Source organism: Streptomyces corynorhini, from assembly GCF_003346515.1.
GTDB classification, from domain to species: Bacteria; Actinomycetota; Actinomycetes; order Streptomycetales; family Streptomycetaceae; genus Streptomyces; species Streptomyces corynorhini.
The window spans coordinates 41,940-56,088 of record NZ_QQNA01000034.1 but is presented as its reverse complement, the minus strand read 5'-3'; the positions used below and the strand labels follow the sequence as shown (position 1 = coordinate 56,088).

The following is a 14,149-nucleotide window of genomic DNA, read 5'->3' as shown; positions in this document are numbered from 1 at the left end:
GCCCCGCACGCCGCCACCACCAGCGGACCGCTCCCGGACAGCTGGACCGTGGCGCCCGAAGGCAGGTTCCGCGTCCACAGAACACGCCCGCTCAGCACGTCGAACCAGGCGACCGCGCTGGGTCCCCGCCGCCCCTCCCGCCCACCGACCAGCACCACGCTCGCACCACGGACGAACGCGGAGTGGACGGCGCCGGGGTGGTGCGAGGTCACCGCGAACTCGGCCGGCAGCTCCCTCCGCCAGCCCTTGACCGAAGGACCTTCCGGGAGGACGAGGCTTCGGCCCTGACCGCGCAGCCCCAGCTCGGGTACGTACAGCGCCCACGTACCGTCGGCGCCGGGCCGCACCTCCATCGGCACGCGCGCCGCCTCCTCCGGCACCACACCGTCCTGGCCGAAGAGCGGCGGCTGCGGGCCGAAACACCCCGTCGTCAGCGCCCCGACCGTCACCGCGAGCAGCACACGCCGCCACCAACGCCCCATCGGACACCCCCCGGTCCCGGTCAGCCCGGCCCGGTGGTCACCGGTCCGACCCCCGTCACCGTAGAGCGCCCCTCGGCCTGTTCACCACCCGCGCGCCCCCGGCCCGTCCGCTTCGTGATGGCTTCGTGGCCCCGGTCGGCTTCGGATACCCTGCGTCACACGCCGTACGGAGTCATCGGACTCGTCACGCCTTGAGGGGCAGGAGGGGCAGGTGCCAGTGGCCCAGCGGATCACCTCGCGCAACGCCCGGTTCCAGCAGTGGCAGGCACTGCTCACCAACCGCAACAAGCGCCAGCGCGCCGGGGAGTTCCTGGTGCAGGGCGTACGGCCCATCTCCCTCGCGGTGGAGTACGGCTGGCCGATACACGCGCTCGTCTTCGACCAGAGCCGGAGCCTGTCGCGGTGGGCCCAGGAGCTGCTGCGGACGGTACGGACCGAGCAGATCGCCATGGCTCCCGATCTCCTGGCGGAGCTGGGCGAGAAGGGCGAGTCCGCCCCCGAGGTGATCGCCGTGGTCGGCATGCCCGCCGACGACCTCGGCCGGATCACGGTCGGGGACGACTTCCTCGGCGTCCTGTTCGACCGCCCGACCAGCCCGGGGAACATCGGCAGCATCATCCGCTCTGCCGACGCCTTCGGCGCGCACGGCCTGATCGTGGCCGGACACGCCGCCGACGTCTACGACTCGAAGTCGGTGCGCGCGAGCACCGGTTCACTGTTCGCCCTGCCCGCCGTCCGGGTGCCGTCGCCGCGCGAGGTGACCGACTGGGTGGGCGGTCAGCGCGCCGCCGGGCGCCCGATCGTGCTGGTGGGCACGGACGAGCACGGCGACCACGACGTCTTCGACTTCGACTTCACGCAGCCGCTCCTGCTGCTGGTCGGCAACGAGACCAGCGGACTCAGCAACGCCTGGCGCGAGTTGTGCGACCACACGGTGCGCATCCCGATGACCGGAGCGGCGAGTTCCCTGAACGCGGCGAACGCCTCGACGGCGATCCTGTACGAGGCCGCGCGGCAGCGCATCCTGGCGGGGAAGCGCGGAAGCGCCGAGGCACCGCGTCAGGGCTGACCGGCCGTCGGCCCGTCGCCGGTACGGTCGGGACCGGTCCCCTCGTCCTCCGTCTCCTCGTCCTCCGTCCCCTCCGGCCGGGCCATCCGCTCGGGCGCCTGCGTGAAGATCAGGGCACCGGCGAGCGCGCCCAGGAAGACCCCCGTCACGACGAAGTCCCAGACCGGCCCCTCGGCTCCGGGCCGCGTCACGCGGCCTCCAGGAGGCTGGGCTCGGCGAGGGTGAACCAGACGACCTTGTGCCGGGGTACGCATCCCCCGTGCACCACCGCGCCCCACGCCCACGCCAAGCTCTCGACCAGCAGCAACCCCCGTCCACCCACGCCACCGTACGAGTCCGCGCCGGATGCGGGTACGGGTACGGACGCGGTCGCGGGCAGCGCCCAGGGCTCGTCGTCCGCCACACAGACGGTGACCCGCTTACGGTCCACGGTCACGTGCACGCGGATGAACGGCGTCGCGGTGTGCCGGTGCGCGTTGGTGACGATCTCGGTGACACACAGCCGCGCGTCCTCGACGAGCAGGGTGTGCCGGTTGATGCCCAGCAGCGAACTGACGAACTCCCGCGCCACTTTCGGCGCGGCGGCGGTGTTGGGCAGGGCGAGTCGGTACGTATCCCCGCGTGGCGGGGGCGGCGGTACGGGGTGTGCGGTGGCGTTGACGGTGGTCATGTCGTTCTCCCAACGCGGACGATGACGATGCCGATGTGCTTCACAGCCCGTGGCCTTGGCCACCTTTGCTCGTCAACGAGCGTGCAGGTAGCTGCACTTCGAACCGTTATGCCGCTGCATCGCACTTCGGACGTTAAGGCACAACAGTGGGACGGTGCAACAGTGGGACGGCCGTCGCACTCTTACGGGTGGACCCGTGACACTGTGGGGCGGCACACTCGTAGGGACCATCAAGGGAGAGGCACATGCCGCCAAGGCCACACCCAACCGCCCGCCAAAAGCGGCTGGGCATCGAGTTGCGAAAGCTGCGCGAGCGGGCCGGCATGTCCGGGAGCGCGGTTGCCGCGTTCCTCGGAGGAGAACGCGCACAGGTAAGCCACTTGGAATCGGGCCGCTACGGAGTGAGCGAAGAACGGGTTCGCCGCATCGCAGCCCACTGCTCAGCCACCGACAAGCACCTCATCGACGCACTGGCAAGCATGGCCGAAGAGCGCGGCAAGGGCTGGTGGATGGAGTACCGCAGGGTCCTTCCGCTGGGCTTTCTCGACCAAGCAGAGCTGGAATATCACGCCGTCTACATGCGCGCGATTCAAATGCTGAACATCCCAGGCATATTCCAGACGGCCGAATACGCTCGCGAATTGATTGCGAGCGGCGTATCCGACCTACCAGCAGCCGACATCGATGCCCGGGTCGCACATCGCATGCAGCGACGCGAGGTCTTCGATCGGCCGAATCCGCCAAAGTTCGAGGCGTTCATCCACGAGGCCGCACTCCGTATGAGGTACGGCCCCACTGAGGTCATGCGGGCACAACTCGCTTTCCTGCACGAGGCATCCCGCTGGCCGAGCGTCACGATCCGGATCATCCCGTTCGATGCCCAGATCACAGGTTCAGTGCACTCGATGCTCTATGTGGGTGCATCAATCCCTCAGCTGGACACCGTACAGATCGATAGCGCCTTCGGCGGCGGATACTTGGACGCCGAAGCGCAACTTGCCAAGTACCGGGCGCTGCTCGATTCGGTCGAGGCCATCTCGCTCGACGCCGACGAATCGGGTGGATTCATCCAAAACATCGCACAGGGAATGTGAGTCAAGCGGCATGACCGACCCCATATGGCAGAAGTCCTCGTTCTCGGGGGCCGATGACAGTCCGAACTGTGTCGAACTAGCCACCGCCGACGGCAAGATCATGATGCGCGAGAGCGCAGATCCAGAGACCATCATCGCAACAAGCCCCGAAAGGCTGCGCAGCCTGCTGTTCAGAGTCAAGGCCGGGGATCTCGATCACCTGATCTGATGAACCTGTAACCCGCGCCTCCCGGTCGCCCCTCATTTCCGCAGATGAGGGGCGTCCGCCGTTGTGCGGCGCAACTTTGGGACGTACCACTGTTGCGCCTCACCCTGCTGTGACGCTACCGTCGCCGTGCGTCGCCGACCGGATCGGCCCCTTCGGCGGGACTCCGTTCTCAAGGCGCGCAACTCTCCCCGTCCCGCGCCCCATTGGGGAGAGCTAGGGGTTGCCCCCGACGCCTGCCGCTCGTCATGCCGGCGCCGCAGGCAGGGGGCAACCCTGTTCCCCCGCATCACGCGTCGAGGAGAGGGCACGACAGCTATGGCCACACAGACCGCAACCCACCCGCCCGCGACGAAGACCGACGCCCCGTCACCCGCAACGGATCCGCCCGCGTGGACTCTCCCCCTCCCAGCCGGGGTCCCGGGGCCCGACCAGTTCGCCGAACCCGACATCGAGCTGATGCTCCGCGTACGGCGCGGGCTGCGGAGGTGGGCCGCGTGAACGGGCTGACCGCGCGACAGCACCTGTCGCTGCTCATCGCCACGTTCGGGATGGACGGCACGCTCGTCGTCCCGAAGGACAACCTGCCCGGGAGCACCGGCACCGGCACCAGCACCAGCACCGGCACCGGCACCAGCACCAACGCCTCCGCCTCCGCCTCACCCACCGCCGGGGCGCCCGCCCCGAAACTCAGCTCTCGTGTCGCCGAGCGCAACAAGCGCAGCAGCAGGGGCGGAACCTGACGTGCCACGGTTCCCGCACCCCCGAACGCCACGTCCGATTCCTGCCAGCACACGGGCATACGGCCACCAAGACTTGGCCCCGTGAACAGGACCACGTACACACCGCTCCCCATCCCCACCGCCGCCCTCAAAAAACTCCGCGTCACCGACGACGCCGGTCGCCCCCTCCGCCCGTACACCGCGCGCGAGCACGGCGCTCCCGTCGACAGCGTCGGCAGCCCGCTGCGCTGCTGCCTGCGCGCCGTCGCGCCCGGTGAGCGCATCGCGCTCGTCTCGTACGCGCCGCTGAGGCGGTGGGCGGCGGCGACCGGGGCCGAGCCGGGGGCGTACGACGAGTCGGGGCCGGTGTTCATCCACGCAGGAGAGTGCGACGGGCCGACGGGCTCCGCGCCCGGCGGCTATCCGTTCGCGCGGCCGGGGGCGCTGCGCGCTGTCCGCCGGTACGACTCCCGGGGCCACATCGTCGGGGGACGGCTGTTCGAGGTTCCCGAGGGCTCGCCCGAGGACGGTTCGGCGGCCTTCGACCGGGTCATCGGCGAGGCTTTCGCGGAGCCGGACGTGGTGCTCGTCCACGTCCGGGCCGTGGAGTACGGCTGCTTCCAGTTCGAGGTCGCCCGCCCGGCCGACATCACTCCGTAGCCGCCTGGCACCGCACGGCCGCCGGGATGCGGCCCGGAAGACCCCCCGCGTCACCGGGCGCTTCGGCCCCGGACGCTGAGGGCGATGACGGAGACGAGGAACCAGAAGGCGCCGAAGGCCGAGTATCCGGCGACGGTGGACAGGCCGCTCGTGGCCGAGGCGGACATGGCGGCGATGCTGACGCCCGCGAGGACGGACTGCCCGCCGCTGATGATCATGGGCCACTGGGCGCCGACGGTGCGACGGCACCGGATCCCCACGACGAGCTGGACCGCTCCGGACAGCAGCGCCCAGACGCCGAACACGAGCAGGGCCGTGGCGATGGTGGCGAACGCGGCGACGACGATCATCCCGGCGGTGGCGGCGAGGCCGAGGGCCACGTTGGCGGTGGTGACGCGGCTCACGGAGCCGGTGGCGGCTCCGGCCGTGCGCCGTTCGAGGAGCGTGGCGACGACGTCCCACAGGGGGTAGATCACGAGCAGTACGGCCGCGGTCACCGTGGGCTCGTCCGTCGACACGAGGGAGGCGGAGGTGGCGAAGACGAGTGCCACCCAGATCAGGGAGAAGGCGACGCGGATCAGGTGGAGCGAGCGGAGCGCGGCGGACGTCGTCGCGGTCGCGGCAGCGTGCGCGTGAGCGGGCGTGGTCGCGGGCGTGGTCGGGGGCGTCGGCGTGGTGGAAGACAGGGCGCCGAGGCGCCCTGATCGCGGCGCGCACGCTTCCCGCACGGCCGAGCGCCGTCGGCGCGGACTTGGCGCTTCCAGGAATTTCGGCGGCAGGCATGATCACGTCATTGGTAGCGTGTCGCCTTTCGTGTCGGTTCCTTCGAAGAGGCGTGAATGAAACCAGGAAGACGAACCGCCGTGGCGGCCGCGTTCATCGGGGCGCTGGGGCTCGGGATTCTCCATGCGCCGGCGGCCCAGGCGGCGGACACCGGCATCACGGTGTCGGACATAGTCATCAACAACGGCAAGCCGATCGTGGTCGGCACGTCGAAGGCGGTGGAGCCGCCCCTCACCTTCAAGATCACCCTGCCATCGGGGTACAGCACAGCCGACCCCTACGCCTACGAGGCGGATCCCTTCCTCTATCGCGGCAGCCTGAAGACAGCGGCCGACACGGGGAAGAACTACATCGGGCCGGGCGGATACACCTGCTACGAGATCAGCTCCAAGCGTGCTCGCTGCGAGGGCAACCTCTACATCGATCCGCACCGGAGCCGGAAGCAAGTCAGCTCCAACAGCGACGCCACTACGTGGAAGGTCGCTGTGTCGCTCCGCCTGTTCAAGGCCAGCGGCGCCGTCAAGGCGGCGGAGTACGAGACGAGGTCCCAGACCGTCCGTCTCAAGCGTGCCGCCAAGGTCACCGCTGCCGACGCCACGCCGGATCCGGTCACCAAGGGCAAGAAGATCACCGTCAAGGGCAAGCTGACCCGGGCGGACTGGAGCACGAAGAAGTACAACGGCTACGGCGACCGCACGGTCAGGCTCGAATTCCGCGCCAAGGGCACGGCCGCGTACAAGACGGTCAAGACGGCCACCACCAGCAGCACCGGTGGGCTCAAAGCCACCGTCACTGCCTCCACCGACGGTTTCTACCGGTGGAAGTACAACGGCAACACCACGACCGGCTCCACCGTCGGCGCGGCGGACTACGTCGACGTGCGCTGACGGCGCCCCTCCGGCCATCGCCCTCCGGCGCTCTTGGCCCTGCTCACGCGAAACGCCACGAATACCGCGAAGGCCCCCAGGAATCCGCCAGCCGGACGGGGGCCTTCGCCCGTCCGGCGCAGGCCCGGAACTGGGCCCATGGGCCCTGCTGATGGGTCCGGCTTCGCCTCTACTCTGCATGCGGCTCGGGGTAGTTGGCGTTCTGCGGCGACGAGGAGTGCGGATGAAACGGGTCGAGGGCGTCCGGGACCTCCAATATCTCCGTACTCCCTCTCTCCGCGCTCCCTCTCGCCCTGCTCCCTCTCTCCGCGCTCCCTCTCGCCCTGCTACCTCTCTCCGCGCTCCCTCGCGCGCTCCCGGTGGTGTGCGTGCCGCCCGGGACCGGGGGGTGGCGGGCACCGAGTACGTGGCGCTGATCCTCATCGTCGCCATGATCTCCGCCGCCGTCGTCGGCCTCTCGGTACCCCAGGACGAGGCGACCGGGCTGAAGTCCGCCGTCTGCCGGGTCATCCATCCGCTGAGCGGCTCCGAGTCGTGCGCGACCGGCGACCACCAGGACCCGGACGCGCCCGGAGACGGGGGGCCCGGTGAAGGCGACAACCCGGGTGACCACCCCGACGACCCCGATGGGCCGGTCGTACCGCCCGAGGACGACCCGTTCGAACCGGCGAAGTGCCTGCTGTCCGAGGACCAGACGAAGACCACCGTCGTCGTCCAGATCCTGTTCATCAAGATCAGCAGTTCGGAGTCGGTCAAGGTCCAGCAGTGGTCCGACGGCACCGTCACCCTGGAGCGCGTGACCGACAGCAGCGTCGGCGTCACCGCCAGCATCTCGGCCGGTATTCCGGGGCTGAAGGACTGGGGCGGCAGCGCCTCGCTCAGCGGCAGCTACTCCAAGGGCAGCGGCAGCGGCGGACAGTGGGTCTTCAACGGCAACAAGAGCGACGACCCGCAGGCCGACCTGGAGGCCAACCTCGCGGACGCCAAGCAGTTCACCGAGTACCTCAAGGCGGCGGCGAAGTGCGGCAAGGGCCCGACGGGGGACCCGTTCGACACGTACCGGGAGTGCAGCGCGGGCGCCAACGCGAAGAAGGGCGACCTGGACCCGGACCGGGCTCCGGACGTCGACATCACCAAGTCGACCACCGAGCTGTCCGGTGGGCTCAGCCTCGGCAAGTCCTTCAGCAAGGGCAAGGGCGACGACAAGAAGGACCTCGGCTCCCTATCCACCGACCTCCTCTCCGCGTCGATGACCGAGGACGTGGTGGTGATGCGGACCAAGACAGGACCGGACGCGGGCACGGTCACCTTCGTCTACACCTTCTCCGTCGGCGGCCAGGCCGGTGAGGGTGTCCAGGGCAAGGGCAGCAAGATGCAGCAGGTCGCGGTCACCTACGACGCCGCCGCCTACGACGCGGAAGAGAAGAACGGCGACGCCCACCACCCGCAGAAGCTGACGATCACCACGAGCCAGGAGGCCGGGGACGGCGGCGGGGTCAAGGTGGGCGCCGGAGTGAACGCCGGTCCCGTGCCGGTGACCATCGACGTCGGTGGCGGCGGCGGGACGATCCACTCGACGATCCACACCGAGACCGCCGATCTGGCCCTCGACAACGACGGCGACAGCACCCTCGTCGAGGACTGGCTGCGCGGACGCGGCGACTTCCCCGCAGGCGACGCCCTGCCCGATCCCTCGGACGCCGCCGAGCCGCTGGGCAACGACGCCGGCCCCCTGGAGACCCTCCTCCACGACAAGGCCAAGCTCTCCCGGCTCGACTACGAGGCCAACACCGACTGGTGGAACGCCTCACTGGGCATCGGCTTCGGCGTCTCCGCCGGACAGGTCACCCTCGGCTTCAAGCTCTTCGGCATCGACATCACGCACGAGGAGAAGAAGCAGACCATCACCGGCGACCCGACCTACGCCACGGGACCGAGCAAGGGCGGCTCGCGACCTTGGGTCGAGTGGCAGAACTGCACCCAGACCACGCCCGTCTAGGGCGTGTTCCGAAGTCCCTTCTGCCCGGCGGGCGGACGACGCTACTTCGGAATAACTCGTCTGGCGTGCAGCGCGACGGTGATCACTCCTCACCCGATCCGAGGGCCAGCGCCGAGCCGACCACCACACCGGCCAGCGCGAGGGTCAACGCCACCGGGTTGACGTAGCCGGGGACGGACCGGGAGTCGTACCTCCCGGCGTCCGACGTGAGGCAGACGAACTGGAGCGGTACGTAGTCCACGGTGTAGTCGATCACGGACTCCGCTCGGGCCGACGAACGGCAGGGGAGCATGGGGGAGGAATTGGTGCCGCCGTCCTCCGCCTGCACGACCGCGCCCGCGACATGGAGCAGGCCCCAGGTGTACACGGCCGCGGCGCCCGCGATCAGCAGGGCGCTCGCGCTCCGGAGCCACAGCGTGGTGTCCGCGTGCCGGAGACCGACCCGGCCGAGTCTGCCGAAGCCGTAGCCGGCCAGGACGAAGACGGTGATCAGCCCGGCGGGGAGAAGCAACAGGAGCAAGGAGGCCATGCGTCGAGCTGATCAGAACACCCCCAGGCCCCATGTGACGGAGGCCATAGTTCCGGCAACAGTAGTGCCACAACTCGCCGAGGCGGTGGAGGGCACGGAGTCGATCCCGTACCGCCAGGCGGGAAGGCGGGGGAGGCGGCGAGGGAGGCGAGGGGGGAGCCGCTGACCGTCGGCGTCCGGTCGCCGGGCCTCCGTTGGTTCGTTCGCACTCCGCACCCCGGCACCCCTACACCCCGCACCTCCGCACCCCTACACCTCCACACCCCGGCGTCTCCACTCCTCGACCCCCGCGACCGGCGTCAGCCGCGCACGCCTCCCTGGAGCGCGGGGGTCTGGGCGGCCAGCTCCGCGCCCGGTGCCCGCGCCTCCGGCGCCCCCGCCGCGCCCGGCGTGTCCCGGCCCGCGTCCGACCAGGTGCCCAACGTGATCTCCGCCGTGATGCCGGGGCCGAACCCGGCGATGACTCCCCGGGCGCCGTGGTGGGCGCCGCCCTCCGCGAAGAGGCGCTCCAGGGCGTCGAAGATGACGGCGCTGGCGATGTTGCCGCGCTCGGTGAGGGTCGCCCTGCTGTAACGGAACATCTCCGCCGGGAGCCCCAGATAGTGGCTGAGGTCGTCCAGGATCCGGGGGCCGCCCGCGTGGACGACGTAGAAGTCGAGGCCGGAGACGTCCCAGTCGTGCGGCGCCGCCATGTCGCGCATGGCGGGCGCGAGCATGGCCATGGTCTTGGGGACCCGCTTGTCGAGCAGGAAGTGGAATCCGGTGTCACGGACGGCGTAGGAGATCCAGTCCTCCGTGCCGGGCACCAGATGGGATCCGTTGCGCTCCAACTGGACGCCCGTGCCTCCCTCGCCGCGCACCACCGCCGCCGCGAGGGCGTCGCCGAAGAGGCCGTTGGAGAGGAGATTGCCCACGGCGAGGTCGGTCGGCTGATAGCACAGGGAGCAGAACTCGCAGGCGACGATCAGCACGTTCGCGCCCGGGTAGGCGGTGCAGAAGTCGTGCGCGCGGTTGATGGCGGCTCCACCGGCGGCGCAGCCCAGCTGGGCGATGGGGAGCTGGCGGGTCTCCGGGCGGAAGCCCAGGTTGTTGATGATCCAGGCGGTCATCGAGGGCATCATGAAGCCCGTGCACGACACGTAGACGATCATGTCGATGTCGGGTGGGGCGAGTTGGGCGTGGTCCAGCGCGCGGCGCACCACTTCGGGGACCCGGGCCTTGGCCTCTTCCTCGTACACCGCGTTGCGCGCGGTGAAGCCGGGGTGTTCGAGGGTCTCCTCGATGGGCCGCACCAGGCGCCTGGTCTGGACGCCGGTGTTGCCGATGAGGCGCAGGGCGAGGCCCAACTGGGGGTGGCCTGCGTGCAACTGCCGGGCCAGGTCCAGCGTCTCTTCTCTTGTGATGACGTGATCGGGGACGGCGATCGCCGGTCTGCACAGAGTCGCCATGATCAGCTCCCCACCTGACGGTCGGCGGTGGCGGCGGAGCGGGCGCGTAACGCCCGGCCGCCCGGGGGTGCCTGCACGCCGGACGGGAGTCCGGGCGGCGCCGGGCTCCGCTCGGAACGGGCCGGCGCGGATTCTGAAGCGGTCATCGCGATCCCCCTGTACACGTGGTCCCGCCCGGATGGGCAAGACAACACCATTTATCAGTCAATTCCGCGATAACTCATGATTCATGCGAGGAGAAACCAAAGACCACCCTTTCGTGGAGCCCGTCAACCCGACCTGGACCCACGCCAGTTCACCGGCCCACAGAAAGGCTTCATCACCACGCTACGCGACCACACCGACACTCAGCGTGGCCTCAATGGGCGACATCCGTCGCTACGGCTCCCCGAGCGCCTCGGCCAGCACCTCCGCCAGGTGCCGGGCCCGGTGGCCGCCCACCTGCTCCAGCTGGGTACGGCAGGAGTAACCGTCCGCCAGCACCTCCGCGTTCGCACCGGCCGCCAGCGAGGCCCGCACCGACGGCAGCAGCTGGTCCTCGGCGCAGGCCACCGACACCTCGTAGTGGCCGCGTTCGAAGCCGAAGTTGCCCGCCAGGCCGCAGCAGCCGCCGCTCAGCTCCCCCGTCAGCCCGGCGCGTTCGCGCAGGCGCCGGTCCGCGCCGTCGCCCAGGACCGCGTGCTGGTGGCAGTGGGTCTGGCCGGTGACCGGGCGGTCGACGCGGGGCGGCGTCCAGTGCGGCGCGTACTCCTCCAGGGCCTGCGCGAAGGTACGGACGGCGGCGGCCAGCCGCGCGGAGCGCGGGTCGTCGCCGAGGAGTTCGGGCAGGTCGGTGGTGAGGGCGGCGGCGCAGCTCGGTTCCAGGACGACGACGGGCAGGCCCTGGTCCAGGGCGGGTTCGAGGGTGTCGAGGGTGCGGCGCATGACCGTACGGGCCCGGTCGAGCTGACCCGTGGAGACGTGGGTGAGTCCGCAGCACACGCGGGCGCGCGGCGGTACGACGACGCGCAGCCCGGCCGCCGCCATGACGCGTAGCGCCGCCCGCCCCACCTGCGGGGAGAGGTGCTCGGTGAAGGTGTCGGGCCAGAGCACCACGGTCGGGCCGGGCGGGACGTCGAGCCCGGCCGGGCCGGTCGCGTCCACGGCCCGCTCCCGCCCACGCCCCGGTCCCGATCCCGGACCCGGACCCGATCCCGGTCCCCGCAGCCACTGCCCGAACGTCTCCGTCGCCAGCCGCGGAATCGTACGTTCCGGCGCGATGCCGCCCAGCCGTTTGGCGACCGCCGCCAGCGGACGCACCCGCGCCGCCGCGTTCAGGACGCGGGCGAACGGCGCCGCCGCCCTGAGCCACACCGGCAGCAGACCCATCGAGTAGTGCGCGGCGGGCCTGATCCGGCCCGCGTAGTGGTGGTGCAGGAACTCCGCCTTGTACGTGGCCATGTCGACGCCCACCGGGCAGTCGCTGCGGCAGCCCTTGCAGGACAGGCAGAGGTCGAGCGCGTCCCGTACCTCCGTCGAGCGCCAGCCGTCGGTGACCACCTCGCCCGCGAGCATCTCGTGGAGGAGCCGGGCGCGCCCGCGCGTGGAGTGCCGCTCCTCGCCGGTGGCGCGGAACGAGGGGCACATCACGCCCGCTCCCGTACTCGGCCCGGCGACGCGGCACTTGGCCACGCCGACGCACCGGCTGACCGCCCGCGCGAAGTCCCCGCCGTCCGGCCCGTCGTGCGGGTAGCCGAAGGCGACCTCCACCCGTTCGCGCGGCAGCACCGCGAACCGCAGCTGATCGTCCAGGCGGTCGGGGCGGGCCAGCACGCCCGGGTTCATGCCGCCCGCCGGGTCCCAGACGTCCTTGAAGCGGGCGAACAGCGCGACCAGTTCGTCCCCGTACATCTTCGGCAGCAGTTCGGCGCGCGCCAGCCCGTCGCCGTGCTCGCCGGAGAGCGAACCGCCGTGCGCGACGACCAGTGCGGCCGTCTCCTCGGAGAACCGCCGGAAGCGCCGTACGCCGTCGTCGGTCAGCAGGTCGAAGTCGATCCGCACGTGGATGCAGCCGTCGCCGAAGTGCCCGTAGGGGGTGCCGCGCAGGCCGTGTTCGGCCAGCAGCGCGCGGAAGTCGCGCAGGTACGGGCCGAGCCGGGCGGGCGGCACGGCGCAGTCCTCCCAGCCCGGCCACGCCTCGCTGCCGTCGGGCATCCGGGTCGCCGTGCCGGCCGCGTCCTCCCGTACCCGCCACAGCGCCCGCTGCCCGGCCGGGTCGGTGACGACCGCTCCGTCCAGGGCGTCGGCCGCGCGCAGGATCGCCTCGGCGGCGGCGCGCGCCTCGGCGGGGTTCGCGCCCCCGGTCTCCACGAAGAGCCAGGCCCCGCCGCGCGGCAGGTCGTGGCCGCCGGTCACCAGGTCCTCGGCCATGCCCTCGACGGTGAGCGGGCCGTAGGGCAGGAGCCCGGCGGCGGCCTCGGCCGCCGCGCTCTCGTCGGGGTAGCCGAGGACGGCGAGGGCGCGCGCGGCGGGCGCCTCGACCAGCCGCAGCGACGCCTCGGTGACCACACCGAGGGTGCCTTCGCTGCCGCAGAAGGCACGGGCGAGGTCGGCGCCGTTCTCGGGGAGCAGCGCGTCCAGGGCGTATCCGGAGATACGGCGGGGCATCCCGGTGGGGAAACCGGTGCGCAGGAGCGCGAGGTGGGCATCGACGAGGGCGCGCACGCCGGCGCCCACGCCAGCACCCGCTCCGGCGCCCACGCCAGCCCTCGCTACGGCGCCCGCTCCAGCTCCCGCTCCGGCGCCAGCGCCCGCTACGGCGCCCGCGCCACCCGACCCGCCGCCGAGCACGCCGTCCCGGCCCCGGCCGAGGCGCAGCTCCTCCCCGCCGTACGTGGTGACGGACAGCCCGCGCACGTTGTCGGCGGTCGTCCCCCAGGCCACCGAGTGCGATCCGCACGAGTTGTTGCCGATCATCCCGCCGAGCGTGCAGCGGTTGTGCGTGGAGGGGTCGGGGCCGAAGGTCAGACCGTACGGCCGTACGGCGTCCCGCAGTTCGTCCAGGACGACGCCCGGCTGGACCACCGCCGTACGGGCGCCGGGGTCCACGGACACGATCGCGCGCAGATGGCGGGTGAGGTCGAGCACCACGCCCACGCCCGTGGCCTGGCCCGCGATGGAGGTGGCCGCGCCGCGCGGGACCACGGGCACGCCGTGCTCCCGGCAGACCGCGAGCGCGGCCGCCACGTCCGCCGCGTCGCGGGGCGCGACGACCCCGACCGGCACGCGGCGGTAGTTGGAGGCGTCCATCGTGGCCAGCGCGCGTGCCGCGGAGCCGAACTCCACCTCGCCGCGCATTTCCCGGGCGAGCGCCCGCGCGAGCGCGGTGGTCATCGCCTGTGGTGTTTCCCGCTGCTCAGACATGCGTCCAGCATGCATGGGAGGCCGGCCGGAGCCCGGCTCTTCGCCCGCCGACGCCGCCGAGCCGGGGAGCCGATCGACAAGGTGGATCAACAGAACCACTCACAGAAGAAAACGAGCAGGAAGCTCCCAAACTGATCGTCAATTCTCCTATAGTGGCCACCGTTTGAGTAAAGTTCAAAAAATGCCCGTGCTCCGGCGC

14 protein-coding genes are annotated in these 14,149 nt (G+C 71.1%); 7 read left to right on the top strand and 7 right to left on the bottom strand.

The window, feature by feature from the left end; translation table 11 throughout:
* Positions 1-482 (bottom strand): hypothetical protein (locus DVH02_RS06135; RefSeq protein WP_147286011.1); only part of this gene is annotated, 482 nt, incomplete at its 3' end.
* Positions 483-693: 211 nt separating this feature from the next.
* Between DVH02_RS06135 and DVH02_RS06130 the strand changes: the two genes are divergently transcribed.
* On the top strand, positions 694-1,551 hold the full coding sequence (locus DVH02_RS06130; protein WP_114622660.1) for an RNA methyltransferase: 858 nt from the start codon (positions 694-696) through the stop codon (positions 1,549-1,551).
* Here the strand turns inward: DVH02_RS06130 and DVH02_RS06125 are convergent.
* Together DVH02_RS06125 and DVH02_RS06120 are read right to left on the bottom strand one after the other, a co-directional pair.
* Complete coding sequence (locus DVH02_RS06125) at positions 1,542-1,742, bottom strand: hypothetical protein (RefSeq protein WP_114622659.1); 201 nt, start codon at positions 1,740-1,742, stop codon at positions 1,542-1,544. The genes DVH02_RS06130 and DVH02_RS06125 overlap by 10 nt on opposite strands.
* Positions 1,739-2,221, bottom strand: a complete 483-nt coding sequence (locus tag DVH02_RS06120; RefSeq protein ID WP_114622658.1) for an ATP-binding protein — start codon at positions 2,219-2,221, stop codon at positions 1,739-1,741. Before DVH02_RS06120 ends, DVH02_RS06125 begins: the two co-directional genes overlap by 4 nt.
* Positions 2,222-2,466: 245 nt before the next feature.
* On the opposite strand from DVH02_RS06120, the gene DVH02_RS06115 reads away from it, so the two are divergent.
* From DVH02_RS06115 to DVH02_RS06095, 4 genes are all read left to right on the top strand, one after another.
* Entirely contained in the window at positions 2,467-3,315 is an 849-nt protein-coding gene (locus DVH02_RS06115) for a helix-turn-helix domain-containing protein (RefSeq protein ID WP_114622657.1), read from the top strand.
* A 10-nt stretch (positions 3,316-3,325) separates the two neighbouring features.
* Positions 3,326-3,523 carry a DUF397 domain-containing protein gene (locus DVH02_RS06110; protein WP_114622656.1) on the top strand — a complete coding sequence of 66 codons (198 nt, stop codon included), beginning with the start codon at positions 3,326-3,328 and terminating at the stop codon, positions 3,521-3,523.
* Between the two features lie 494 nt (positions 3,524-4,017).
* Complete coding sequence (locus tag DVH02_RS06100; protein ID WP_114622654.1) at positions 4,018-4,263, top strand: hypothetical protein; 246 nt, start codon at positions 4,018-4,020, stop codon at positions 4,261-4,263.
* A gap of 81 nt (positions 4,264-4,344) precedes the next feature.
* Positions 4,345-4,902: a DUF1203 domain-containing protein gene (locus DVH02_RS06095; protein WP_114622653.1), complete on the top strand. Its 558-nt coding sequence runs from the start codon at positions 4,345-4,347 to the stop codon at positions 4,900-4,902.
* A 50-nt stretch (positions 4,903-4,952) separates the two neighbouring features.
* Here the strand turns inward: DVH02_RS06095 and DVH02_RS06090 are convergent, their stop codons facing one another.
* On the bottom strand, positions 4,953-5,630 hold the full coding sequence (locus DVH02_RS06090) for a DUF308 domain-containing protein (protein WP_233518061.1): 678 nt from the start codon (positions 5,628-5,630) through the stop codon (positions 4,953-4,955).
* A gap of 111 nt (positions 5,631-5,741) precedes the next feature.
* On the opposite strand from DVH02_RS06090, the gene DVH02_RS06085 reads away from it, so the two are divergent.
* Together DVH02_RS06085 and DVH02_RS06080 are read left to right on the top strand one after the other, a co-directional pair.
* Positions 5,742-6,572, top strand: coding sequence for a hypothetical protein (locus tag DVH02_RS06085; protein WP_114622652.1), 831 nt, complete (start codon positions 5,742-5,744; stop codon positions 6,570-6,572).
* A 388-nt stretch (positions 6,573-6,960) separates the two neighbouring features.
* Positions 6,961-8,571, top strand: coding sequence for a hypothetical protein (locus DVH02_RS06080; protein WP_114622651.1), 1,611 nt, complete (start codon positions 6,961-6,963; stop codon positions 8,569-8,571).
* Between the two features lie 82 nt (positions 8,572-8,653).
* Here the strand turns inward: DVH02_RS06080 and DVH02_RS06075 are convergent, their stop codons facing one another.
* The 3 genes from DVH02_RS06075 to DVH02_RS06065 form a co-directional block, all read right to left on the bottom strand.
* Positions 8,654-9,100: a hypothetical protein gene (locus tag DVH02_RS06075; RefSeq protein WP_114622650.1), complete on the bottom strand. Its 447-nt coding sequence runs from the start codon at positions 9,098-9,100 to the stop codon at positions 8,654-8,656.
* A gap of 299 nt (positions 9,101-9,399) precedes the next feature.
* Complete coding sequence (locus DVH02_RS06070) at positions 9,400-10,548, bottom strand: type III polyketide synthase (RefSeq protein WP_114622649.1); 1,149 nt, start codon at positions 10,546-10,548, stop codon at positions 9,400-9,402.
* Between the two features lie 378 nt (positions 10,549-10,926).
* A complete protein-coding gene (locus tag DVH02_RS06065) occupies positions 10,927-13,950 on the bottom strand; it encodes an FAD-binding and (Fe-S)-binding domain-containing protein (RefSeq protein ID WP_114622648.1) in 3,024 nt (1,007 codons plus the stop codon).
* Between the last annotated feature and the right edge of the window lie 199 nt (positions 13,951-14,149).

What these genes read in the sequence shown, in the direction of transcription:
- DVH02_RS06085 (WP_114622652.1), top strand. Translation starts at nt 5,742, where the DNA reads ATGAAACCAGGAAGACGAACCGCCGTGGCGGCCGCGTTCATCGGGGCG.
- DVH02_RS06115 (WP_114622657.1), top strand. Translation starts at nt 2,467, where the DNA reads ATGCCGCCAAGGCCACACCCAACCGCCCGCCAAAAGCGGCTGGGCATC.
- DVH02_RS06120 (WP_114622658.1), bottom strand. Translation starts at nt 2,221, where the DNA reads ATGACCACCGTCAACGCCACCGCACACCCCGTACCGCCGCCCCCGCCA.
- DVH02_RS06070 (WP_114622649.1), bottom strand. Translation starts at nt 10,548, where the DNA reads ATGGCGACTCTGTGCAGACCGGCGATCGCCGTCCCCGATCACGTCATC.
- DVH02_RS06110 (WP_114622656.1), top strand. Translation starts at nt 3,326, where the DNA reads ATGACCGACCCCATATGGCAGAAGTCCTCGTTCTCGGGGGCCGATGAC.
- DVH02_RS06075 (WP_114622650.1), bottom strand. Translation starts at nt 9,100, where the DNA reads ATGGCCTCCTTGCTCCTGTTGCTTCTCCCCGCCGGGCTGATCACCGTC.
- DVH02_RS06065 (WP_114622648.1), bottom strand. Translation starts at nt 13,950, where the DNA reads ATGTCTGAGCAGCGGGAAACACCACAGGCGATGACCACCGCGCTCGCG.